Source organism: Helcococcus sp. SA-HE-C1, from assembly GCF_985670335.1.
This window is the reverse complement of sequence record NZ_OZ484652.1, coordinates 1,174,926-1,198,621: the sequence shown is the minus strand read 5'-3', so window position 1 is coordinate 1,198,621 and position 23,696 is coordinate 1,174,926. Positions and strand designations below refer to the sequence as shown.

Here is a 23,696-nt window from a genome sequence, read left to right as displayed (position 1 = left end):
TTAGAGAGTATTTAACGGGCAAGATAAACGGCTGTGAGAATTTTAACTCACAGCCGATTTTGCTACATATCTTTAATCAATGATTTTATATGATTTCTTTCATCTTCTGTTAAATTGTATTTATTAAAAAGTTGCATCTCTATTTCATTTGCTTTACATTTAAGTTCGCAAACACCTTTAAACTTATTTTTTTTTCTAGATATTTCATCTACAAAACTTTGTTTCCCAATAATTTCAATAGATTTTGCAAATAAAAAATGATCAAAGATTACCAATCATAAAACGTGAAGAATTAATCGAGAATATAAATAGCCAGATTGATGTTGAAGAATTATAAAATAATTTAAACACTCTAATAGTACAAGAGATATGAAAACGTTCACTCTTTTTTTACACAACGAAAACAACTGTTATATTGTTATTTTTATATTTTTATTTTTGTTTTTGGAAAATATTTTCTTTCCATAAATATTGTGATATAATATTTATGAAATTATTTTATTGAAGATTTAAGTACACGTTAAAGGAGCTGTGAAATAAAAAATAAATTAAAAAACATATAATTTTTGCATTGATGTTCTCTTCAGTATTTACGTTAATACATATGCAAAAGCTGATGAGAATTTATTAGATATAAATTCAAATTCTTATAGTAATAAAATCTCTTTAGAGATTGAAAATCTTTCAGTTGGAGAATCTGAAAGTAAAAAAATTATACTATCTGACGGTAGTACCGGCTCTATAACCGTAAAAAAATATCTGAACTTGAAGATGACAATAAAGAGGATAGAAATTTAATTACACCTTATGCTTCTTGGTCTGTTTGGCATACTAGAGATAAAGTTTCTAACGGAACTTATGAAGTATATAAAAGCAGGAGTTGCTAATGCAGGATTTAAAATTGATATTAGAAACTATAATATTACAAAAGTTTACGGTTAATGGCATTTTATCTTAATATCTTCTGTTTCAGATAATTTAACTTTAGATTCTAATAAACAAGCGACATATTTTATAAATTTTAATTTAGCTTTACCATGGGTAGGCGGTCCAAGTTGGACTGGAGGCGTTAGAGCCAGAATAGAAGGCACAAAACTTGTTATACATTGGAGGTAAGCCATGAAAAATACAATTATAGGATTCATTTTAATATTAATAATAATTATTTTAATAATCATTAATTTTAATAAAATAATTAATTGGATTAAGAAAATAATAAAATAAATATAAGTTTTATAGATTCTAAAAAATACTAATTGTCAAAATCATTAATAAAATAATTTTTATACTAAGAAACACGTAAAAAGAGTTATGGTTGATTTTACTGTAGGTCTAATTTGAATGAGTGTGATTTAATAATCTTTGAAATAAAGATTTAAGAACGTAAAATTTAAGTGTTTTATAATTTCTTATATAATACTTGTAGGTGAAAATTAAGTAATTATTTTGAAGGAAATCAAAATAAAAAACCAGGAATTAATCTGAACCCCAAAATCCGGAATACGGATTTTGGGGTTCAGATTATAACTGTTCTTTTTTTACATTTTCTTTACTAATCCTGCTTTATATCTTGTGACAAAAACTTCAATCGTGCCTAAAATAACAATACAGGCAAAAATATATTTAGCAGAAAATTTTATAGCTAAATAATACATAATAGAGCTAATTATTAGTGTCCTTACAACATCTAGTAAAGAAAAGGTTTTATTTTTTTTATCGCATATATCTATAATAGTTTTTATTATTAAAAACACAAATAAGATTATAAATATTAAATGTGATCTGTAAAAAACAGCTGGGTGTTCTACGTTAAAGTTACTTCTTATTTGAGAAAAAACAAGTATTGACATTACTGTAGATAGAGCACCTACTAAACCAGTTCTATATATTTTCATAATATTCTCCTTAAATGTATTATCTATCTATAGCAATTTCAACTGGTGGAAACGCCCATACAGTATATATCGCTATACCTTTACCAGACTCTATAGCTCCTATAATTTTCATAGCCATATCAGCAAAAAAAGCTGTTCCGAACATTCCTGTAATCACGCCACCAATAGTTCCTATATAGGAGCCTGAGGCTCTTTGTATAGTTACATTATTCTTCACGTTTTTTGTTATTTTTTTATTTATTTTTGAATTTTTTATAGCGATAATTCTATGAAGTTCTTCTAGATCAGAATTATTTAAATTATATCGTGTTATTAATTCTTTGTCACTAATATTCAATATTAATTTATCATTTTCATCAAAATCAAAATGCTTTCCTACTAAATTTATTAAATTTAAGGTTTCTTGTAGAATTTTTTGTACTTCACTTTCATTGTATTCAGATTTTTCTTCTTGAGCAAAAGTCATCCCCATTGAATTAAGGATTAAAAGAGTTACCATTATCAAGCATACTATTTTCTTTAACCTTTTTAATAAAATATACCTCTTTTTTTTATTAAGTTTTTTTGTATTATCATAATATTAAGTCACGACTTAATATCATTATAAATAATTCAATCTTTTATGTCAACGTTTTCTCTATACTAATTTATATCGCGATATATATGCTTATAGAGGTAGTTCGTAAGAACAAAAATCCATAAGAGTATATATTGTGTAAATAGAAAACAAAAGAAAACGTTGACATTGTTGAATAAAAAATTTATAATATTTTTAACAAAAAAATTTAGGAAGAAAAATGAAGATAAAAAACGAGTAGAATATCCAAAAGTTTTTAATATTATAGAAAGGGTAGAATAATGAAAAAAGAAACACAATATATATTAATTGTATCTTTTTCAATATTTTTATATTTTTTATTAAACTATTATAACTTTTCTTTGCAAAATACTGTACCGTTATTTATTATAATGTGTTCTAATATTTATTATAATAAATATCTGCAATATAGAAAAAATTCTTTATTATACTTGTTAATATCTATTTCAATTACATTAATATTAAATTTTCTTTTTATTTCAAAAGGCTTAGATTTTTTTAGTTTAAATAAGATTATTGATGGAATAATTGTGTCTGTAATTACTTTTTTCATATTAAAATATTTTATATATGAATAATAATATTAAAAAAACCTGGAAAGAATTATATAAAAAATTAAAAGATTATTCTTAATGATCTGAACCCGTAAACACGGAATAATTTAATAATATTTTAATCGGAATGTAATCTGTACATAACAGGGGACATTCCGTTTATTTTGATTTTTTTATGAAAAAACGTCAAAAAATACGTATAAATCACTAAAATTTTTTTGAATTATTATAATTTTTCAAAAAAAGGGGCTTGGGGAATTCCACAACAAGAAAAACATAAGAATGCTGTAGTATTTGTATAAAAAACCTTTGTATATACAAATACCGGTCTTGCCCAGATTTAAAAAAATTAAAGATTGTTTTAGGAATTTATGGTCTTTGTATATACAAACCGAATTATTATACAAGATTAAAAATAGACTATATCTATAATTTTTAGAAAGGGATAATTTATGAAAGAAGAAAAAATAAGAATAACTATTAACTATTTTCTTATTCAAATGTATTGACTAACATTAACAGAAAAGCTAAAATATGTTTAGGAGAATCAAATATCATAATCGGTAAAAGTAAAGTTAATTTTGAATTAGATTATGTAGGATCAAAAGCAGAAACAGTATCTATCACATGGGGACCTATCGTAAATAAAAAAATTAAATTAGTTGCCGGAAAAGTTTGGGCTAAAACAATAGGCAAAAAGTCGAGCATGGATATTTATTGTAATTTGACAACTAAACCATATTACATCGAGGGAAGTTATGATAACTACAGTGCTGCATATGAAGTTAAATAAGAGAATAATCTTATTAATTTTTATTATTATTTTTTTTTATATCTACTTTTTAGAAATAAAAAAATGGAAATTTACGTTAGCGAATTGACCTTTATATCTTGTTAAAAAACATTTAAAAATATAGTGTAAAATATAGTGTTTTTTCTTTTCCACTTTTATATATCTTTTAAATGTTTTAAAGGGTTAAAATGGAAATTTCACTTAATCACAGAAGAGTTATAAGAGCGAAATGTGCAATTATAAGCATAAAATGTGCAGTATAAGTAATTATTTTATTATTTCGAGTTTAATACTAATGATAGAACTCTTGATGTTCAAGTAGCACCTATGTTTGAATATATAGTTAATAAACTAACTGCTAATTTTATAGTATATGAATTAGCAGAATTTACAAGCCTTAAATCTACATATTCAAAAACCAATGTATCGAATTTTGGAACAATGGAAATGATTAGGAGAAAAAGAGTTTAAGATTGAACAATTTAGAAAATTGCTTGATATTCCTAAATCATATAGTACAAGTGCTATAAATAGAGCAGTTATTAAACCTATTGAAAAAGAATTACCACAATATTTCAATGGACTAAAGGTTAAATCAATAAAGAAAAATACACAAGGTACACCAGTAATAGCTTATAAGCTCACTTTGGAAAAACAGTTATCGGGAAATAAATTTATAAAAGTGAAATATAACAAAAAATATAAATCTAAAAATTTAGCTGATGAAGATAATCGAATGACTAAACAAGAACGATTAGATTTTGAAAATAAAAAAATAGATCAAAGGTTACCAATCATAAAACGTGAAGAAGTAATCGAAAATATAAATTGACAGATTGATGTTGAAAAATTATAAAAAAAATGAAGAGAGGAAATAACCTCCCTTCGTTTTTACATTATTTTTATAAAAATATTAAAAAATAAAATCCCTAACAAAACAACTAAAGGTGCCGAAAACACTATCAATTTAATACTACTTATAATTTCATCATCTTTAGAATTTTTTTTAATAATTAAATTATAAATTATTAAAAAAGATATATTTACGCTTAACAATATGGCTGTATAGGTTGGTACTATGTCTGTAAACTTGTCTCTGTTAATAATAATCCTAAAAATAAAAACTAAAACTAAAAATATATTAAAACTCAATAATGTTTTTTTTATATCTATATTTTCATTTCTGTTTTTTTTCATTAGTTTCTCCTAATATTAACAATAAGTTGAAGCGTAATTTGTACCTAATGTAAATAATAAAGCTACAGCTCCCAATCCTACAGGTCCTGCTCCTAATCCTTTTAATACTAAAGCAGATATTTGATTTAGTGACCAACCTGAATAAGTCATCAATAGTCCACAAACAAGTGAAACTGTTCTATCATTTGATTTAGAATATTGAGATGAGGCAGTAGCAGCTACTCTTAATTTGTTTGAAGATACTTTTGTTTCGCTATTTGATTTTTTTTGTAATTCCATTATCTTTATCATACTCAACTGATTTATTTGAATCTCTTAAAACACCAGACTCAATTTGACCTTTTGAATCATAAGAAAACTCATAAACTACATAATTATCAGAATTTACTTCAATAAATCCATTTATTGATTTGTCTTCATTTGAGTAATAGAACATTTTTGAACCTTCTAATACTTGATAAGTGTATTCGAAAGCATAGTCTTTACTTTGTATAGATTCGACTTCTCTCTTTATGTCAAAATTCCTGTTTGATAAATGTTTTTATTTCATTTACTGCATTTTCTTTCGTCACTATTTTTTTTGTTTTTACACTTATATATTATGATACTTTATCATCTATGTCAACGTTTTCTTCTTCACTATGTAATTTAAAGTAAATACACACTTATAGGATAGAGACTGAAGGTCAAAAATCCCTAAGTGTGTATTTACGCTCTCTTGAAGAGAGCTAGAAATTATTGTATGATATATTTACTAGAAAAAAGGAAGTGAAACGCCGTGGCTAATGTATATTCCAGACAGACAAAAATATCAAATGTAGTTGGCAGAAGTGATTACATTTCAAGCGAAAAAAGACAAGAATATATAGTCTTACACTCTAAGAATAGAGACTTTGATTGGAAGGACTATGTTGGCTTTGAAGATAAGAATAAACGTACAGATATGGCTAATAATTAAGCTAGGGAGCTGGTAATAGCTCTGCCCAATGATTTAGATGATGATACTAGATTAAGGACTGTTAGCGACTAATCTGCTAGGTTTTGATTGTGACTACGAATATGCTGTCCACTGGAATAAGTCACACACTAATTTACATATGCATCTGCTGTTTTCAGAAAGGGAAATAAACAAGGAGTTAAAACCTAAAATCTACAAAAGAGATATGTATGTTGATGAAACAACTGGAAAAACGTGTAAAAAAGACAATCCTAACGTAATTCTGAGAATTTAAAAAGGTGATATTCAAAAACAATGTATCGAATTTTGAAATAATGGAAATCTTTAGGAGAAAAAGAATTCAAAATTGAGCAATTTAGAAAATTATTAGATATATTAAAGTCCTATAATACAAGTTCTATAAATAGGCAAGTAATAACTCCTATTCAGAAAGAATTACCACAGTATTTTACTGGATTGAAAATTAAAGCAATAAAGAAAAATACACAAGGTACACCAGTAATAGCGTATAGATTTGTTTGGCAAAAACAACTTTCTAAAGTTCAATATATTCCTAACAAATATAATAAAAAATCTAAACCTAAATCATTAGATGATGAAGATAATAGAATGACTAAACTAGAGCGTTTAGACTTTGTAAATAGAAAAATGAAACAAAGATTACCAATAAATAAACATGATGAAGAATTTGAAGAAATAGAAAATATTGACGGCCAAGTTGATATGGAAGAATTGTAAAGAAAGAGGAAAATATGAGCAAAAAAAATCTTATAAAACTTACTATAGCTATATTAGGAGGAGCAACTTTAGGAAACTTGTTATTAAAAAAAATAAATCTATTAAATGTAGGATTTTTTTTAGTCGGATGTATTTTGTTAGGATTTTTGCTTAGTAGAGAATAAACGAATAAAAAAAAGACCCTGAGGTCTTTTTTTATTCTAAGTTCCACACTTTCATATAGTAATAATAAGCATCTTTACATATTCGATTATAGTCTATAAGCAAGTTCACAGAAACAGCTCCTGCACCTGCTGTTGAGGCTATACTAGCCCATGCTGCTGTAGATAAAGTTCCCCCAGTAAATATTGCACCTGCACCTGCTGCTGCTGCTGCAATAGCAGAAAGGGTAGTAACTCCTACTGAAGCTATTAATTTTTTCTCGATAGAATCAAGTTTATCAACTTCCTGTTTAAAACTATCTAAATAAAATCTATTTTTTGATGTTTCTGTAGTTTCGAAATACTCCCAATTAAATATATGTCTACCAGGTTTTATTAACACCCGTCATGTCCATTTTATCTACTCTGAATATGAAACTAATTATAAGGCTACTCCTAAAAGACATACAAGAGGGATTTATGGGTTACCCCCAAAAGACAGAGGTAAGGCTTGCAAAAAAGATATGCCACAAGCGATTTTACGTTGTAGGTAAGGTGATATTCAAAAACTATGTATCGAATATTAAAACAGTGGAAATCTTTAGGAGAAAAAGAATTCAAAATTGAGCAATTTAGAAAATTGCTTGATATTCCTAAATCTTATAATACAAGTGCTATAAATAGACAAGTCATTAAACCTATTCAAAAAGAATTGCCACAATATTTCAACTTGTTAAAAGTTAAAGCAATAAAGAAAAATGCTAAGGCGACACCGATTATTGCTTATAAATTTACCTGAGAGCCTCAAAAGTCAAGTAATCAACAATGGATTAATGGGAAATATAATAAAAAATCTAAAGCAAAAACTATGATTTACCACCTAAAGACAGTCTAGCTACTAAAGATAACAGAATGACTAAAGAAGAGCGAATGGCTTTTATTGAACGAAGATTTAGACAGCCGTTACCTATTTATGAAGATGAGGAAATAAAAAACATTGAAGTACAAATCGATGTTGAAGAATTGTAGATTTTTTATTATTCATATCGTATCTTAGAATAAGAATCATTGTTAATATGTAATAGGTTGTATATTAAATTAGGAAATTCAAATAAGAAAATGCAAAAAACACATATCTAGTATTTTAGCTTTATTGTTCATATTTAACTTTTTAATGCCAAGTGTATCTTTAGCAAAAAACTCTAAAGACAATTTAGAAAACCCTAGATGTGATCACTATGCTCCAGGACAGTCCTGTAACAAAAAGGAGGTTTTATGGAAAAAAAGAAAATTTTTTGGTACGCTATTCTTGCAATAGCTGGTTTTTTAACAGCGATATTTATACTATAACTTCATAAAAAAATATATATTACATATTAGTAATGATAAAAATGCAGGGAAATTTCTCTGCATTTTTTTAGCAAATACACAAAAGTAGTGAAGGGGAGTGCAATAATCTTAATATACGAATATACATGAAAAAGATTTTTTACCATGGCAAATTTATACTTAAGAGAAACGATTTTGAAAAATATTTCTGGACGCAGTAAATATATTTCAACAGAAAAAGAAATAAAAAAAAGAATACGAAAAAGAACTGAACTGAACCCGTAAACACGTACAAAATTTAATATTTATTTTATGCGGATTGTAGCCTGTATTCTATAGGAGACAATCCGTTTAATTTTTCTTTTATTCTTTCTTCGTTATACCATCTTATATATTCTTCAATTTCAAATTTCAAATGTTAATAACTTTTAAAATATTCTCCATAAAACATTTCTTGTTTCAGCAAGCCAAAGAAATTTTCCATCGGTGAATTATCTAAGCAATTTCCTTTTCTAGACATACTTTGCTTTATTCCTCTTTTCTCCAGTCTTTTACACCACGATTTGTTCTGGTAATGCAGACCTTGATCTGAGTGAATCACTAGTCCATTTAATATTCCAAACTTATCTAATGCATTATCTAACGATTCGTTTGTGAAGTCTGTAGTTGGATTTTTACTAATTGAACATGATATTATCTCTCCATTAAAAATGTCTAATATTGTTGAAAGATAAAGTTTTTCTTCTCCACCACTTAATCTAAATTCTGTAACATCTGTTAACCATATTTTATTTGGTTTATTTGCATAGAAATTTCTGTTTATTAGGTTTTCAGCTATTTTTCCTACTTCACCTTTGTATGAAGAATATTTTCTAGATTTATTTCTAAATTTTTTGCAAAGCAAATTTAGCTCCTTCATTATTCTTAAAACTTTCTTGTGATTAACTACAAGACCTTGCTCTTTTAGTTTGTTATATACTCTTCTGTATCCATATCTTAATTTATTTTTTGAAACAATATCTTTAATTTTTAATTTAATTTCTAAATCTTTATCTACAAAATTTTCTATTTTTCTTCCATTCGTAGAAAGAGCTTTTTGGTAATTCTGCAAATTTTAACCAAATAAAAATTTTCTGCAGCTTCTCTGTATGACAAATTATTTATTTGTCTATATTTTATTACAGAGAGCTTAAATTCTCCAGTATATTTATTGTTTGATTGTTTTTTTCTTAAACCATCTATTCCATTTGCATTAAACCAATTAATCCAATTTCTAACAGTACCAAAAGGAATATTATATTTTCTTGCTATTAACTCAATTCCTCCAGATTTTCCATTTAGATATTTCTTAACTACTTTAATTTTACATTCTAAACTATATTTTGACATGAAAAAACCCCTCCATCCGTGTCCGGATTTTGGGGTTCAGTTCATATTTTTAGGGCGTCCATTTATTTATTGCTTTTTTTATTTTTAGTATTATGTTAAAATCAAAAAGCAATAGAATTTAATTTAGAAAGAGAAAACATGAAAAAAATAATTACATATATAAATAAAAATAGAAAATTAATGTATATTTTTATATTTGCTATATTTTCAGCCATCACATTTGAAGTATTTAATAGACCATTTGGCGTGCCTACAAATATAAAAATTGATTTAGATGACAAAATTCCTTTTATTAAGGAGTTAATAATTGTCTATCACACATTTATGTTTATGCTGATTATTGTGGGATTTTTATTATATAGAGATAATAAAGAAAATTACAAAAAATATGTGGCGGCACTATTTTTGTCACAAATATCGGCATACGTAATATTTATATTTTTCCAAACGGATGTGCCTAGATATGATACAAAGCTTTTAGGAAATGATATATTTTCAAAAATAGTAGAATATACTTATAATATAGACAATCATTACTCGGGGGCTCCTTCTTTACATGTGTGCCATACTTTTATAGCTTCATTTTATTTATTGAAAAGTAAATTAAAAAAATCATATATTATACCTTTAATATTTTATTTAATGTTAGTGGCAGCAACAACTGTATTAGTAAAGCAACATGTTATTTTAGATGTTCCTGCGGGTATTTTACATGCTGTAGTAAATTATTTTGTTATTGCATGGATATTTAAGTTAAAAAATGATAATAAAAAATGAGTATTTAAAATATAAATAAAGGAGAATGCCTATTTATTCATAAATAAGTATTCTCCTAAAATATTGTATTAAAAATTATATTAAACATATAGTTTACATGAATTTATTTTATTCAAACTCATCAAATTTAATATTTATTATATTTTTTAAGCTAGATAATTTACATGCTAAATCTGAAAATGATATATGTTTATTTGTGTTTATTCTGTATACTTGAGTTGTATATAATTTCCCGTCTTCAGTTGATGTACTCATTCCAACAATATCAAATTTAGGATCAATAGCTCCAACTACTCTTTCTATTTCTTCCATATTTTCTTTACTGGATAAAAATTTTATAACAAATTTTTGAGTACCAGGAATCACTAAAATTCTCTTAAATAAAATTAGTACAATTAAAATTAAAAATCCACTTAAAATACCAATTTCATAATATCCCATACCAAAAGCAAGTCCGACAGCTGAAACACACCATATAGATGCTGCAGTTGTTAAACCAGTGACACTTCTTTTTGTAACAATAATCGTACCAGCACCTAAAAAACCTATTCCACTAACAACTTGAGCGATTAATCTTACAGCATCGATTTTAACATTTGAGTCTGGAGCAAAGACAGATACAAAGGCTATTGTATTTATTTGTATTAAAGATATTGTTGCAGCTCCCATACCTACCAAAATATGAGTTTTAAGTCCGGCACTTCGGTGACTTTTTTCTCTTTCAAATCCAATAAGACCAGAAAAAATAATTGATAGAATTAGTCTGATAAAAATTTCATTTATAGATAGTTCATTCATTGTAATCTCCATATTAAATACTTATAAAAACATTATACCATTTTAGATACTAATAACTAAAATATATTTTAAACTATTTGATTAAAATATATCTAGTATGCAATAACCACAAAACATAATAATTTAAAAAAAAAACAAAATATAAAATCATGATATAATAATGTTGAGAGCGTAAATTATATATAACAGTAAGAATTTATATTGTACTAAAAAATAGCTTCCACTAATTTTTTGAATATAATATATCAACTAAAATTTTAATTTTTTAAAGGAGTAGGAATGAAAAATAGTAAAAGGATAGCAATATTTGTGTTATCACTAGTAATTTTATCGAGTGGGAGTTTATTTGTAAGAAGTAAAAATGAAAGATACAATCAACGAGAAAAGATGACTTATAGCTATAATGAAGGTATTAAAACTCTAGATTTAAACGTAACAAAATAAGTATTTTTTTTACGTTCTTAAATCTATAAAGTATAAAATATAGGAGGAAATAAATTTGTTAAGAATATTAAGGTCAATATATAAAGCTAACAAATATATAACATTCATGATTATCTTTCAAATGTTTATAATGATTTTTTTAAACATACCTACGTACAATAAATTTAAGACAAAATATAATCGTCAAAAATTATTGGAAAATTCTTCTATTTCTAATTCATTTATATTTATGGGGAAATTTCCATATAAAGTAAAAATAAATAGAGAAATAAAAAGTAATGATGAAGATTTGGTAGCGGATAAGAAAAAAATATATGAATATTATAATAACAATAAAGATATGTTTAAGTCAATAACACCAAAGAAAAAATCGTTTTATGATGCTAATAATAATGATAATGGTGACGTATTGGTATTAGAAATTTTTGATAAAGAAAGTATTAATCTACTGAATAAATATACAAAAGATATCATAAATCTAAGAGAAAATTTTGATAAAAATCAAATTCCAGTTATTGTTCAGCAAAGATTTAGTAAAAGATTTATAAAAGATTCCATTGTTAAAATGAATCTTGGTGGAGAAGAAGTTAATTTTAAGGTTGTGGGATACTATGAAGGTGGAAATGCACCAATGTTAAATTTAGGAATAGTTTCAACCCGTGAATTTGCAGCAAGTGAATTACTAGGTGATATAGATAATATAAATCCAACATTTGTTACACTTGACAGAGATGAATTAAGAGAATTTAAGGTGTTTAACAGTATAGAAACTGGAGAAATCACAATATTATACTTTTCTGAAAAAGCTACAAATGAAGATGTAAAAAAACTTGAAAATTATGTAAAAGAAAATTCGCTAGGATACTATTCTTTATCGAAGCCTTTATTTGAAGCGCAAAAAGAGCAAGATAAAATATTTATACAAAACAATTTAAATCTTATCGCCTCATTTTTAGTAATTAATATATTTACATTAATTGCTATAGGTATTGTGAATAAACAAATATGGGAGAGAAGATTTAGTATTTACTATTTAAATGGGATGTCTAAAACCAATATTTATTGGATTTCATTTTTATATTATAGTTTAGTTGTAGCAGCAGCACTATTAATATACAATATAATAGCCGGATTTTTAAATATAGATTTCATAAAATATAAATTCATTTCTCAAAGTGAAATTTTATCAGATTTTATATTACGCGGGGAAAATGTTCTATATTTAAATGAATTAATAATACTAGTTGTTTTTTTAGTATCAGTTATTTCGATTATTGCATATCTACCATTAAGTAATATAAATAAAAGATATAGGAGAAAATTATGAGATTAATGTTAAAAGAATTTAAGAAAAATTTTAAAAAAAATATCTTATTTATTGTATCCTTAATTATAACTATTTGTTTATGTTTGATGTCAATATCTTCAAAAATGGTATCGGAAAATAGAAAAAATTTAATGTATAAAGATAATAGAAAATATATATTTAATAATAGTGAAAATATTGACGATATTAATAAATTATTAGGTAATGAAAAACTAAGATACTTTAATGTGTCTAGTGAGATTGAAAATTTAAATTATGATGAAAATGTAGGTATAAGGTCTGAATCAAGAATTTCAAATAAAATTCTTCTAGTAGATAAGTATAATTTTGTACCAATAAAAGGAAAAATCCCAACAGTAAATTCTACAGGTAATGTTATTGCAGTGCCAATGTTATATGCGATGATAAATGATATAAATATTGGGGATGATATAGAGTTTATGGGAGAAACTCTTAATGTGGTAGGTTTTACAGACCTGACGCTTGATGATTCTTTTGTAACTAATCTAGAGGTATTTAAAAAACTAAATTTAAAAGCTGAAAGAGTTACTATTGCTCCTTTAAAAGGACTTTCTAATAAGGAAGTAAAAGAACTTGTATCTAATGTTTCTAAAATTTTAGACCCTGAAAGTATTAAAGATGATATTCTTAAAGCGAAAGATACAAATAGCACGGCGATATATATGATATCTATAATTATGATATTGTCAACACTTTGCTTAATATTTATTTTTACGCATACATTAAATAGTAGGAAAAAGAAATATTTTATTTTTAGATTTAGTGGGATATCAAAAGGATATTTTTACAGTATGCTATTATTTGAGATTATATTGACATATATAACTTGCTTTATTATATCGATATTCTTATTTACTATATATGATACATTGATATTAAAAAGTATTTTTGAAATATCAAGATACGATTTAAGGATAAGCTCGATAATACAGATTTTTGTAGTATTCTTAGTAATATTACTAATTAGTATACTTATTAATTTGAAAAAATATTTTAAGAATTCTTTAGTAGATTCATATAAGAGAGGATAATATGTTAGTAGAAATAAAAGATTTAAATAAATATTATAATAAAAAAAGCGATAATAGCTTGCATGTATTAAAGGACATTAGTTTTAAATTAGAGAAAAATAAATTTGTATCTATGATGGGGACAAGTGGAGTAGGAAAGTCAACATTATTAAATATTATAGGTTGTATTGAAACTTATGATAGTGGAAAATATTATTTTAACGGTAAAGAAATTAAAAATATAGATGAAATAGACGAAAACGAAATAAGAGGAAAGCAAATAAGTTTTGTATACCAAGACTATATGCTAGTAGAGGAAGATACAGCAATAGATAATGTAAAAATTCCTTTATATTTTGATAAAAAATTTAAGAAACATGATATAAATAAAATGGCTATTGAAGCACTAAAACGTGTTGGATTGAGTGAGCATACCTTCGATAAAAAATGCTCAATGTTATCAGGAGGACAAAAGCAAAGAGTAGCAATAGCTAGAGCGATTGTAAATAACCCTTCTTTAATATTAGCAGATGAGCCAACAGGTGCGCTAGATGAAAAAACTTCTCAAGAAATATTAGAATTATTTAGAAGTTTGATAAGTGAAGATTTATCAATAATAATGGTAACACATGACAAAAATGTAGCAGAATTTTCAGATGAAATTTTTGTAATGGTTGATGGTAAATTTGTACAATCACATAAAAATGTATAGATTTAAGTTTAGATAATATACAAGGAGATTTCATGAAAAAATAGAAAGTATGTATAAAACAAAGGTTAAAAATATAGATGGTCTTTATGGGAGAGCATCTATGATTTTCCCTAACAAAAGGGATTTTGAAGTTTCAAGTCCTATGGCAGATGATATTTCTGGTACAAATCCTGAACAATTGTTAGTTTTAGCCTTTGTTACATGCTTAAATTCTACATATGAAGAGTATTAGATAAAATTATTTATTATATCTGAAAATATTTATATTATAAAAAATTGCAATTAAAAATTTTTTCATATGATATTATCAAGTATAATATAACAGACACGGATTCAGTTCAATTCCCTGCGTTTTATCATATTCTCTTCACTAACCATTTTTAAATTTTTCCAAAGATATACTTAGTATTAAAAAATCATATATAATTAATTAAACTAAAAGATAAGATATTAATTTTTTATTCAAACTCGTCAAATTTAACACTTATAATATTATTTAAAGATGGGAGTTTATATGCTAGTTCTAAAAATGAAGTGTTTCTTGTTGTATTTATTCTATATACATGAGTTGTATATAAATTTTGATTTTCAGTTAATGTGGTCATCCCTACTATATCAAATTTTGGATCAATAGATTTTATAGCTTCCTTTATTTCATACATAGTTTCTTTATTAGATAAAAATTTTATAACAAATTTTTGTGTACCAGGAATCACTAAGATTCTCTTAAATACTATTAATACAACTAGTATTAATAGTCCGCTTAAAATTCCAATTGCATAGTATCCCATACCAAAGGCAAGTCCAATAGTGGATACACACCATATAGATGCAGCAGTAGTTAAGCCGGTTACGCTTCTTTTTGTAACAATAATGGTACCAGCTTCCAAAAAACCTATCCCACTAACAACTTGAGCAATCAATCTAACAGCATCAATTTTTACATTTGAATCTGGATTAAACATAGTGCAAAAGATATCGTATCCATTTGGATTAGAGAAATCGTTGCGGCTCCCATGCCTACTAAAATATGAGTTTTTAACCCTGCACTTCTATGACTTTTCTCTCTTTCTAAGCCTATTAGACCAGAAAAAACTATTGAACAGATTAGTCTTATAAAAATTTCATTTGTAGATAGTTTATCCATTGCAAACCTCCTCTTAAATATGTGTTTATTATTATATCATTTTATGATAAAAAATATTTTCTAATTTTTCATATTGAACGTAATGAGGTAAGATATTATAATTAAAGCGAAGAATTGGATTGAAGATATAGAGTATAAGAGATAGAAAGAATATCTTCACTATTTGTAAATTTATTTTCAGATAAGGATCTATACTCTAAAAAAGTTGACGTAAATAAATTTTGCATTTTAATCAGAAAAAAAGGAAGAAAAACGCTATAAACTAAATTCTTTGTCTTTATTGATGTCAAGTATTGCTTCTACTGAAAAAAAGGTAAGAGATGATTCTCGGTCTATGGTTCGACTATATATTCTCGTGTTATAATTATGATGATATAAATAGTAACGATGGATATTGATTTTGAGGAGATTTATAACAGAAAAATATAAATGAAGTAGATTTAGCAAAAGGAACATCTGAATAAAAAAAAATGATGATTATAGGAAATCGATTCCTAAATTAAAAAGTATCACCTAATACCCATATTTTAAGATGTATGTTCAATCGATTGAAAAAATCAGTTGTTGTTTCTGAAACAGAAGAGTAGATTAACATTATACTTGGTAGAGTTTAAGTCGAGTGAAAATGGATTGAAACTAATTTATATAGATAGCAAACTTGCAAAATAAATTTGTTGTACAAGAGAATGGTGTAATTATAACTACTAGTAAAGGTTTAATAAAGTTTGGGACATGTGACTTAAAAAGTTATCAAATTAAATAGTGTCGCAAGATGATATTCACAAAGAGGAAGACTTTCTGTTATCCCTCAAATTCCAGCGGTTGAGCCACCAGATGAAATACTAGCAGATAATCTTAAATACATAATTATTAATGAGGAAAAATTTATTATGATTCTCAAAAACTTTACATAAATAAAATTAAAATAAAAATAGGAGGAAATTTTCAGATAAAATCAGTAAATTGAATTATTAAAAAAATTTTATGTGTATTAGATACAAGGTTTAACATATGTACATAAAATAAAATATAAAGGAGATAAATATGTACAACACTTTTGAAGAAATGACTAGTTTACAAAAAGTGACTAAAACACTAAGATTTAAGCTGATTCCAATAGGTAAGACACAAGATACCCTGGAAAATATCATTGAATCAGATTATAAAAGAGATAAGGCTTATCCTATAGTTAAAGGACTAATAGACAGAGCCTATAGAGATTTAATATCAGAAGGATTAAGCGAAAATAATATAAAAACAAGTGACGAGATATCTTTTGTTAATTATTATAATCAATTATCTAAATCTGGTGAAGATAGAAATGAATTAGATATTGAAAAAGAAAAAAATAAACTAATTAAAAATTTGGATAAGTTAGTTAATAAAGATAAGAATATTGAACATTTAGCAACAAAAAATTTTATAGATGTTATTATTGATTTATACGACTTAGATAAAGAAGAAACGGAAGCATTGCAACTATTTAAAGGATTTACAGTTTATTTTACCGGGTTCCATGAAAACAGAAAAAATATTTTTGATACAAAAGAAAATAAGTCAACATCAATTTACAATAGAATTGTAAATGACAATTTTAATATATTTATTAATTGTGTTAATTTAATTAATAATATAAGTCATAAGTTTGAAAAAATAATAAGTGATTCAAATTTTGAATTAAAAAAACAAGGAATAATTGGTTACGATGAAAATATCCTTAGTGATTATATTTCTATAAAAAACTACTATAAGTTTATAACTCAAGAAGGAATCGATAAATTTAATAATATTAGAGGGGTAATAAATTCTCGAATAAATCTTTATCAACAAAAAAATAAAGTTAAAATATCAAATTTACCAAAATTAATGAAACAAATATTATCAAATATAGGAGAGAAAAAAATAGTTGTACTTGAATCTGATGAAGAACTGCTTAAACTTCTAGAGAAAATCCATAAAAAGTATAAAGAGCTACCATCTCTTGAATTATTTGAAAAAGAAATCAATAATTTGAATGAAAAAGATTTAAACAGTGTATATGTAACTACAGAATTTATTAGACTTATTTCAACAAGAGAGTTTAAGGATCATGGATATATCTTATCAACAATTAGAGATAAATTATTTAAGAATGCATTAAGTAAAAGTATAAAGTTAACTAAAAAGAAACAAAAAGAAATTAACTCTCTACTAGGCATTACAGACAATGATCAGGAATTCAGAGATAAAGTTGTTTCTCTAAATTTTTTAATCGAAAACTTTAATGAAGAGTCAGAAAATGGTTTTAATTTTATTGAACGTATACAAGACTATTTTGAAAGGGAAAAAGATTTTTTTAAAGAATCCTATATAAAATTTGAAGATAAATTAAAAGAATTAGATGAAAATAATGTAAATAGTAGTGATAATATTCAAGTTTATAAGAGGATACTAGATTCTGTACAGTCATTACTTAGATTTACTAAAAACTTTAATAATGGGGATAATATTGATACTGATATTGAATTTTATGGAGCACTATTGGAATTTCAAGATGATATTTTTGAAAATACTAACTGGTTAAACTTAGTTAGAAACTATGTTACAAAAGTTAACTTTAGTAAAGACAATATAAAACTTAAATTTGATATACCTACTCTAGCAGATGGATGGAGTAAGAGTAAAGAAGACCAATATAAGACATTCATTTTTAAAAGAGAAGAAAAATATTATGTAGCAATTGGTACTGGTACAAAAATAGATTTTGATGAATTTTCTGAGTCAGAAGATAATTATGAAAAAATGGAATATTACTTATTACCAGGACCAAATAAGATGATACCCAAGTGTATGTTTGTAAATGAAGTTAAAAATCATTTTAAAAATAACGATACCGATTATTATTTAAGTAACGATAGCTATGAAACTCCTCTAAAAATAACTAGAGAACTATTTGATACTTTTAGAAAAGAATTCGAAGGTAAGAAAAAATTTCAAAAAGATTATTTACGAAAAACTGATGATTTTAAAGGTTATAGAAAAGCGTTAAATATTGCAATTGATGGATGTAAAGATTTTTTATCTAGTTATAAGTCTACAAAAGTATTTGACTACTCAAACCTACTACCAACTGAAAAATATAGTGATATTAGCGAATTTTATAGAGACATTGAGAACAGCTCAAGTTTAATGACTTTTAGAAATATAAATGCTAGAGAAATTGATAAATTAGTTGAAGGTGGAGACTTAATGTTATTCCAACTATATAACAAAGATTTTTCTAAATATAGTAAAGGAAAAGATAATCTTCATACAATGTATATAAAAACTTTATTCTCCGAAGAAAATATTAAAAAGGGTAATATGAGATTAGCTGGAAATGCTGAATTTTTCTTAAGGGAAAAAAGTATAAATGATCCTATTGTGCATAAAAAAGGAGAAAGATCCTGAGTAAAAACTATGTAGAAGATGGTGTTAAAAAGAGAGTACCAGACGAGATAATCCCTGAGATTAATAGACATATTAATGGTGATAATAGTAATATTAGCGAAGAAGCTAAAGAATTTCTTGATAATCCAAATATAGAAACCAAAGTACTTGAATATGATATAACAAAAAATAGGAGATTTACAGTAGATCAGTTTAGTTTTCATGTGCCAGTGATATTTAATTCTAAATCTAAAAACTCTGATATTAACAAAAAAGTAAGAGGTTTAGTTAAAGAATATGATTTTAATATAATAGGTTTAGATAGAGGTGAAAAAAACTTAATATATGCTATTGTAATTGATTCAAAAGGTAATATTATTGAACAGAAATCACTAAATATTATTAATAACGTTGACTATCATGATAAGTTAGATAAAAGAGAAAAAGACAGAAATAATGCTAGAAAGAGTTGGCAAAAAATTAATAGTATAAAAAATCTTAAAGAGGGATATGTCTCACAAGCAGTACATGAAGTTGTGAAATTAGCAATTCAGCATAATGCATTGATTTTTATGGAAAATCTGAATACTGGATTTAAGAGAACTAGGTTAAAATTTGAAAAACAAATATATCAAAAATTTGAAAATATGTTAGTTAATAAATTAAGCTTTCTAGTTGATAAAAATGTAGAAAATCATTGTAACTTGGGTGGTGTTTTGAATGCATATCAACTATGTGATAGTACAGTAGAGCAAACGAATAATAACGGAATTGTGTTCTTTGTCCCAGCAGCATACACATCAAAGATTGATCCTAGTTCAGGATTTGCAAATACAATAAAATTTAATAGAAATATGAATTTAAATGGTATTAAAGAATTTATGTCCAATATCGATAAAATTGTTTACGATGAATCTCAGGGTACCTTTGTATATTCAATAGATTTGAAAAAATTTTCGACTATCTTTGAAACTAAAAAGAATAAATGGGAAATATCAACTCAAGGAATTAGAATCAAGGGCTACAGAAAGAATAATCATTATAAAAAGGATTATGTTGATATAAGCAAAAACTTAATGGATACTTTTTTAAAACAAAAAATTAATTACAAAAATGAAGATAATCTCAAAGAAACGATAATTAGTAATGATGAACTATTAAAAGCTTCTTTTTACACATTTAAGGATGCTTTATCACTAAGAAATTCAAAAAGAACAAATGATGAACTTGATGATTATATACTCTCTCCAGTTTCATTTAACGGTGAATTCTTTGATACTAGAAATAGTGACGGAAGTATACCATATGATTCAGATGCAAATGGTGCATACAATATTGCTTTGAAGGGATTGTATGCTATTAATAGATTTAGAAAAAATAGTGATGAATATATTTCAACATATATTACAAATTCTGAATGGCTAGATTATATGCAAAGTAGAAATAGATAGGGGACAAATACATGGAGTCAAATTTAATAAAAATTTCTAATTTAAATGATTTTATATTTTGTCCATTATCAATATATTTTCACGAGTTAATGACTGAAATTAACGGGATCTTATACAATAGTACAAAACAAATAAAAGGATTTAAAATTCATGAAAATGTAGATAAGAAAAAATATTCAAATTCTAAGGATGTAATTACATCCTTAGACATATACTCACAAAAACTAGGATTAACAGGAAAAATAGATATACTAGATGTAAAAAATAAAAAGTTAATAGAGAGAAAAAAGAAGATTTCAAAGATTTATGATGGCCAAGTATTTCAATTATATGCACAATATTACTGCTTATTAGAAGATTCGTATGAAATTGAGAAGTTAGAAATATATAGCTATGATGATAATGTTGTTTATAATATTAGACTTCCAGAGGATGATATTGATATGAAAAACAAGTTTTTTAATACTATTAAAAGTATACGAAAATTTAATATTGATAATTTCATCCAAGTTAGCAAAAGTAAATGTCAAACATGCGTCTATTCAAATATGTGTGATAGGAGTCTTGTATGATTAGTAAAAAGGACTTTAGAAAGAAGCAAATTATATACTGTTTCACAATAGCTGGAGAAAAATTTAGTGTAAAAAATGAAAATGTTATAATAAAAGATAAAGAAGGAAAGATTAAGTTTCAAACTAGTAGCTATAGACTATTTGCTATTTTCATAATAGGAAACTTCAGCATAACTTCAAACTTTATAAACCTAAGTAAAAAAGCAGGATTTGCAATAGTAATAATGAATTCCGGTTTTAAGGTGGTTGATTATCTTGGTTTTAGGATAAGGGGTAATACACTACTTGAAAAGAAGCAAATTGAATATGCTTCATTAGACATTGGAAAGTTTATAATAGAAGATAAAATTGAAAATCAAATTTCAATTCTGAAAAAACAAAGAAATAAAGATGAAGATTTTAAGAGAAAATTATTAGAAATAGAAAATATAAAAAAACAAATTATGTTCAGAAAATCTTAATAAACTTATGGGATATGAAGGATACTGTGCGAAACAATATTTTGGATTATTATATGGATCATTTGATTGGAAAGGTAGGAAGCCTAGGATTAAAGGAGATTACATAAATGCTTCTCTTGATATAGGTTATACAATATTATTTAATTATATTGAAGCGATATTAAATATTTATGGGTTTAATATATATCATGGTTTTCTACATACTTTATTCTATAAACGAAAATCATTAGTTTGTGACATGGTAGAACCATTCAGACCAATAATTGACTATCAGGTAAGAAAATCAATAAATTTAAATCAGATAAGAAAAAGTGATTTTAAGAAATTTAGAGGTCGATATATACTCAAATATGAACAAAACAAAAAATATGTAAAGATATTTAGTGAAGCAATTAATGAGTATAAAGAAGAAATATTCCTTTATATACAATCATTTTATAGAAGTTTTATGAAAGGGGAAGATGTTAAACGATATAAAAAGTTTAACATATAGATATGATTATTTTAAGTTATGATATTTCAGATGATAGATTAAGAACTCATTTTTCAAAATATTTGAAGAAATTTGGACATAGGATTCAGTACTCAGTTTTTGAGATAGATAATAGCAACAGAATACTCGAAAATATAATTACAGAAATACATAATAAATTTTGGAAGAGATTTTCACAATCAGATAGTGTTTTAATTTACAAAATTAGATGTGAAAATGATATAATAAAGTATGGGTTCCCTAGAAATGAAGATGAAGATATAATTATTATTTAATTGTAAAGCTTAGTCTTTACAAAAATTAAAGATTTCAGATGTTGAAAAATAGATATATAATTAATTATCAATATAAAAACAAAATAGGTTTGCAAATAGACGCTCTACAAAAATTGAAAATATTGAATTTAAGATGTAGAGTATCTAGAGAACCTCTATAATTTCTACTAATGTAGATACAAAAAAGTTAACAAATAAACAACTAATCTAGAGAACTTTATAATTTCTACTAATGTAAATCAACATAATTAGAAGTTCCACTATATTATCTAGAGAACCTTAATAATTTCTACTAATGTAGATGCTCATAGAGGTGAATTGTTGGAACAAATCTAGAGAACCTTAATAATTTCTACTAATGTAGATTAGATGCTCCATTTATTAAAATGGCAATCTAGAGAACCTTTATAATTTCTACTAATGTAGATAAGATACATCTATAAATGTACTCTTTATCTAGAGAACCTTTATAATTTCTACTAATGTAGATTTATTGATACAGTGCTGACATCATAAATAGCTGCCATCATATTTTGAGTTAGCCAAATATTTTCATCTTCATATCTAATTTCAATAGCTTCCTGGTCATCACCTTTAGCTGCAATAAAAGTCAAGTATTCAGCAGTAGATGATCTATTTTGAAGCTCATGTTTATCATGATTTTCGTTTTTGTTTTTATCAATTTCTTTACTCATAATTTCCTCCAAGTATAAATTTCATTCTACCTTTAAACACTGGAATACTAATCAAGAATATAATTACATAATGTATAAAAGAATTTATCATCATACTTTTGGTTATTGGTAATTGATGATAAGTTTGACCTATTATTTTAAAAGTGGTTAGTGTGCTTGTTATAAAATCTAGTGCCAACCATAGTGCAACTGATGATCCGATAAAAGTAATTATATAGCTTGAAATTTTACAGATTTTTGGTGGATTTTGATTTATAAAAACTAGAAATATCCCATAAATAATTACTATTGTAATTGAAAGACTAACTATTAAAAGTCAAGAGGTGAAACAAAGAAAATATAAGTAATGATATTGATAAAAAATGAATAAAAATAAGCATGAAAAAGCACCCTAAAGTTTAAGATTAAAAATAGGGTTAGTAAAGTTTTGGACTTTTAAATAGTAATTTTTCAAAAGAACCTGTAAATGATAAAGGTTATGCCCGAGAAAAGCTCGTCATTTACAGAACTTTTT

28 protein-coding genes, 3 pseudogenes and 1 CRISPR repeat array are annotated in these 23,696 nt (G+C 25.3%); of the genes and pseudogenes, 19 read left to right on the top strand and 12 right to left on the bottom strand.

From position 1 onward, the window contains the following. Nucleotides 1-62: 62 nt before the first annotated feature. The 3 genes from AC4KN9_RS06260 to AC4KN9_RS06250 form a co-directional block, all read right to left on the bottom strand. Entirely contained in the window at nucleotides 63-275 is a 213-nt protein-coding gene (locus AC4KN9_RS06260) for a hypothetical protein (protein ID WP_491017730.1), read from the bottom strand. A 1,263-nt stretch (nucleotides 276-1,538) separates the two neighbouring features. Next, nucleotides 1,539-1,895, bottom strand: coding sequence for a hypothetical protein (locus tag AC4KN9_RS06255; protein WP_491017729.1), 357 nt, complete (start codon nucleotides 1,893-1,895; stop codon nucleotides 1,539-1,541). Between the two features lie 19 nt (nucleotides 1,896-1,914). Continuing rightward, nucleotides 1,915-2,394, bottom strand: coding sequence for a hypothetical protein (locus AC4KN9_RS06250; protein WP_491017728.1), 480 nt, complete (start codon nucleotides 2,392-2,394; stop codon nucleotides 1,915-1,917). Between the two features lie 1,158 nt (nucleotides 2,395-3,552). On the opposite strand from AC4KN9_RS06250, the gene AC4KN9_RS06245 reads away from it, so the two are divergent. The 3 genes and pseudogenes from AC4KN9_RS06245 to AC4KN9_RS06235 all read left to right on the top strand — a co-directional run bounded on the left by AC4KN9_RS06245 (nucleotide 3,553) and on the right by AC4KN9_RS06235 (nucleotide 4,672). Continuing rightward, nucleotides 3,553-3,840: a hypothetical protein gene (locus AC4KN9_RS06245; RefSeq protein WP_491017727.1), complete on the top strand. Its 288-nt coding sequence runs from the start codon at nucleotides 3,553-3,555 to the stop codon at nucleotides 3,838-3,840. Between the two features lie 282 nt (nucleotides 3,841-4,122). Continuing rightward, nucleotides 4,123-4,311 (top strand): annotated as a pseudogene (locus AC4KN9_RS06240) (RepB family plasmid replication initiator protein); the annotation flags it as partial. Nucleotide 4,312: 1 nt separating this feature from the next. Then, a complete protein-coding gene (locus AC4KN9_RS06235; RefSeq protein ID WP_491017958.1) occupies nucleotides 4,313-4,672 on the top strand; it encodes a hypothetical protein in 360 nt (119 codons plus the stop codon). A 59-nt stretch (nucleotides 4,673-4,731) separates the two neighbouring features. Here AC4KN9_RS06235 and AC4KN9_RS06230 read toward each other — a convergent pair whose 3' ends face one another. Genes AC4KN9_RS06230 through AC4KN9_RS06220 form a run of 3 tightly spaced genes read right to left on the bottom strand, consistent with a single transcriptional unit; the run spans nucleotide 4,732 to nucleotide 5,473 of the window. Further along, on the bottom strand, nucleotides 4,732-5,037 hold the full coding sequence (locus AC4KN9_RS06230; RefSeq protein WP_491017726.1) for a hypothetical protein: 306 nt from the start codon (nucleotides 5,035-5,037) through the stop codon (nucleotides 4,732-4,734). Between the two features lie 15 nt (nucleotides 5,038-5,052). After that, complete coding sequence (locus tag AC4KN9_RS06225) at nucleotides 5,053-5,328, bottom strand: hypothetical protein (protein WP_491017725.1); 276 nt, start codon at nucleotides 5,326-5,328, stop codon at nucleotides 5,053-5,055. After that, on the bottom strand, nucleotides 5,291-5,473 hold the full coding sequence (locus tag AC4KN9_RS06220) for a hypothetical protein (RefSeq protein ID WP_491017724.1): 183 nt from the start codon (nucleotides 5,471-5,473) through the stop codon (nucleotides 5,291-5,293). Before AC4KN9_RS06220 ends, AC4KN9_RS06225 begins: the two co-directional genes overlap by 38 nt. Before the next feature lie 342 nt (nucleotides 5,474-5,815). On the opposite strand from AC4KN9_RS06220, the gene AC4KN9_RS06215 reads away from it, so the two are divergent. The 3 genes from AC4KN9_RS06215 (at nucleotide 5,816) to AC4KN9_RS06205 (ending at nucleotide 6,897) form a co-directional block, all read left to right on the top strand. Next, nucleotides 5,816-5,995: a hypothetical protein gene (locus AC4KN9_RS06215; RefSeq protein WP_491017723.1), complete on the top strand. Its 180-nt coding sequence runs from the start codon at nucleotides 5,816-5,818 to the stop codon at nucleotides 5,993-5,995. A gap of 345 nt (nucleotides 5,996-6,340) precedes the next feature. Further along, nucleotides 6,341-6,733, top strand: coding sequence for a hypothetical protein (locus AC4KN9_RS06210; protein ID WP_491017957.1), 393 nt, complete (start codon nucleotides 6,341-6,343; stop codon nucleotides 6,731-6,733). A 14-nt stretch (nucleotides 6,734-6,747) separates the two neighbouring features. Further along, on the top strand, nucleotides 6,748-6,897 hold the full coding sequence (locus AC4KN9_RS06205) for a hypothetical protein (RefSeq protein ID WP_491017722.1): 150 nt from the start codon (nucleotides 6,748-6,750) through the stop codon (nucleotides 6,895-6,897). Nucleotides 6,898-6,928: 31 nt separating this feature from the next. Here AC4KN9_RS06205 and AC4KN9_RS06200 read toward each other — a convergent pair whose 3' ends face one another. Then, a complete protein-coding gene (locus tag AC4KN9_RS06200) occupies nucleotides 6,929-7,276 on the bottom strand; it encodes a geobacillin-26 family protein (protein ID WP_491017721.1) in 348 nt (115 codons plus the stop codon). A 168-nt stretch (nucleotides 7,277-7,444) separates the two neighbouring features. On the opposite strand from AC4KN9_RS06200, the gene AC4KN9_RS06195 reads away from it, so the two are divergent. Continuing rightward, nucleotides 7,445-7,672 carry a replication initiation protein gene (locus AC4KN9_RS06195; RefSeq protein ID WP_491017720.1) on the top strand — a complete coding sequence of 76 codons (228 nt, stop codon included), beginning with the start codon at nucleotides 7,445-7,447 and terminating at the stop codon, nucleotides 7,670-7,672. An 840-nt stretch (nucleotides 7,673-8,512) separates the two neighbouring features. Here AC4KN9_RS06195 and AC4KN9_RS06190 read toward each other — a convergent pair. Next, a pseudogene (locus tag AC4KN9_RS06190) lies at nucleotides 8,513-9,591 on the bottom strand (IS3 family transposase). 138 nt (nucleotides 9,592-9,729) lie between these two features. On the opposite strand from AC4KN9_RS06190, the gene AC4KN9_RS06185 reads away from it, so the two are divergent. After that, nucleotides 9,730-10,368: a phosphatase PAP2 family protein gene (locus AC4KN9_RS06185; RefSeq protein ID WP_491017719.1), complete on the top strand. Its 639-nt coding sequence runs from the start codon at nucleotides 9,730-9,732 to the stop codon at nucleotides 10,366-10,368. A gap of 108 nt (nucleotides 10,369-10,476) precedes the next feature. On the opposite strand, the gene AC4KN9_RS06180 is transcribed toward AC4KN9_RS06185, so the two are convergent. Further along, nucleotides 10,477-11,166 (bottom strand): MgtC/SapB family protein, encoded by a 690-nt coding sequence (locus tag AC4KN9_RS06180; protein ID WP_491017718.1) that lies wholly within the window; start codon nucleotides 11,164-11,166, stop codon nucleotides 10,477-10,479. A gap of 279 nt (nucleotides 11,167-11,445) precedes the next feature. Here AC4KN9_RS06180 and AC4KN9_RS06175 point away from each other — a divergent pair, with 279 nt between their 5' ends. The 5 genes from AC4KN9_RS06175 to AC4KN9_RS06155 are packed head-to-tail and all read left to right on the top strand — an operon-like array spanning nucleotide 11,446 to nucleotide 14,912. Beyond that, nucleotides 11,446-11,610 (top strand): hypothetical protein, encoded by a 165-nt coding sequence (locus tag AC4KN9_RS06175; protein ID WP_491017717.1) that lies wholly within the window; start codon nucleotides 11,446-11,448, stop codon nucleotides 11,608-11,610. A gap of 55 nt (nucleotides 11,611-11,665) precedes the next feature. Continuing rightward, a complete protein-coding gene (locus tag AC4KN9_RS06170; protein ID WP_491017716.1) occupies nucleotides 11,666-12,937 on the top strand; it encodes a hypothetical protein in 1,272 nt (423 codons plus the stop codon). Further along, a complete protein-coding gene (locus AC4KN9_RS06165) occupies nucleotides 12,934-13,989 on the top strand; it encodes an FtsX-like permease family protein (RefSeq protein ID WP_491017715.1) in 1,056 nt (351 codons plus the stop codon). Before AC4KN9_RS06170 ends, AC4KN9_RS06165 begins: the two co-directional genes overlap by 4 nt. A gap of 1 nt (nucleotide 13,990) precedes the next feature. After that, nucleotides 13,991-14,680, top strand: a complete 690-nt coding sequence (locus AC4KN9_RS06160) for an ABC transporter ATP-binding protein (protein WP_491017714.1) — start codon at nucleotides 13,991-13,993, stop codon at nucleotides 14,678-14,680. Between the two features lie 49 nt (nucleotides 14,681-14,729). Beyond that, nucleotides 14,730-14,912, top strand: coding sequence for a hypothetical protein (locus AC4KN9_RS06155; RefSeq protein ID WP_491017713.1), 183 nt, complete (start codon nucleotides 14,730-14,732; stop codon nucleotides 14,910-14,912). 226 nt (nucleotides 14,913-15,138) lie between these two features. Here the strand turns inward: AC4KN9_RS06155 and AC4KN9_RS06150 are convergent, their stop codons facing one another. Together AC4KN9_RS06150 and AC4KN9_RS06145 are read right to left on the bottom strand one after the other, a co-directional pair. Then, nucleotides 15,139-15,645 (bottom strand): MgtC/SapB family protein, encoded by a 507-nt coding sequence (locus tag AC4KN9_RS06150; protein ID WP_491017712.1) that lies wholly within the window; start codon nucleotides 15,643-15,645, stop codon nucleotides 15,139-15,141. Then, nucleotides 15,621-15,827: an MgtC/SapB family protein gene (locus AC4KN9_RS06145; protein WP_491017711.1), complete on the bottom strand. Its 207-nt coding sequence runs from the start codon at nucleotides 15,825-15,827 to the stop codon at nucleotides 15,621-15,623. The genes AC4KN9_RS06150 and AC4KN9_RS06145 overlap by 25 nt, the downstream gene beginning before the upstream one ends. Before the next feature lie 1,044 nt (nucleotides 15,828-16,871). Here AC4KN9_RS06145 and cas12a (AC4KN9_RS06140) point away from each other — a divergent pair. The 6 genes from cas12a (AC4KN9_RS06140) to cas2 are packed head-to-tail and all read left to right on the top strand — an operon-like array spanning nucleotide 16,872 to nucleotide 22,487. Beyond that, nucleotides 16,872-19,256 (top strand): type V CRISPR-associated protein Cas12a/Cpf1, encoded by a 2,385-nt coding sequence (gene cas12a / locus AC4KN9_RS06140; RefSeq protein WP_491017710.1) that lies wholly within the window; start codon nucleotides 16,872-16,874, stop codon nucleotides 19,254-19,256. Beyond that, complete coding sequence (gene cas12a / locus AC4KN9_RS06135) at nucleotides 19,250-20,686, top strand: type V CRISPR-associated protein Cas12a/Cpf1 (protein WP_491017956.1); 1,437 nt, start codon at nucleotides 19,250-19,252, stop codon at nucleotides 20,684-20,686. Before cas12a (AC4KN9_RS06140) ends, cas12a (AC4KN9_RS06135) begins: the two co-directional genes overlap by 7 nt. 11 nt (nucleotides 20,687-20,697) lie before the next feature. Next, the gene (gene cas4 / locus AC4KN9_RS06130; RefSeq protein WP_491017709.1) at nucleotides 20,698-21,258 is read left to right on the top strand and encodes a type V CRISPR-associated protein Cas4; all 561 of its coding nucleotides are present in this window, start codon (nucleotides 20,698-20,700) and stop codon (nucleotides 21,256-21,258) included. Then, complete coding sequence (locus tag AC4KN9_RS06125) at nucleotides 21,255-21,719, top strand: CRISPR-associated endonuclease Cas1 (protein ID WP_491017708.1); 465 nt, start codon at nucleotides 21,255-21,257, stop codon at nucleotides 21,717-21,719. Before cas4 ends, AC4KN9_RS06125 begins: the two co-directional genes overlap by 4 nt. Before the next feature lie 7 nt (nucleotides 21,720-21,726). Next, on the top strand, nucleotides 21,727-22,212 hold the full coding sequence (gene cas1 / locus AC4KN9_RS06120) for a CRISPR-associated endonuclease Cas1 (protein WP_491017707.1): 486 nt from the start codon (nucleotides 21,727-21,729) through the stop codon (nucleotides 22,210-22,212). A 2-nt stretch (nucleotides 22,213-22,214) separates the two neighbouring features. Beyond that, nucleotides 22,215-22,487 carry a CRISPR-associated endonuclease Cas2 gene (gene cas2 / locus AC4KN9_RS06115; RefSeq protein WP_491017706.1) on the top strand — a complete coding sequence of 91 codons (273 nt, stop codon included), beginning with the start codon at nucleotides 22,215-22,217 and terminating at the stop codon, nucleotides 22,485-22,487. Between the two features lie 142 nt (nucleotides 22,488-22,629). Then, nucleotides 22,630-22,977: a CRISPR direct-repeat array (repeat unit 36 nt; unit sequence ATCTAGAGAACCTTTATAATTTCTACTAATGTAGAT). A 197-nt stretch (nucleotides 22,978-23,174) separates the two neighbouring features. Here the strand turns inward: cas2 and AC4KN9_RS06110 are convergent. Continuing rightward, nucleotides 23,175-23,495 (bottom strand): annotated as a pseudogene (locus AC4KN9_RS06110) (hypothetical protein); the annotation flags it as partial. Nucleotides 23,496-23,696: the final 201 nt, after the last annotated feature.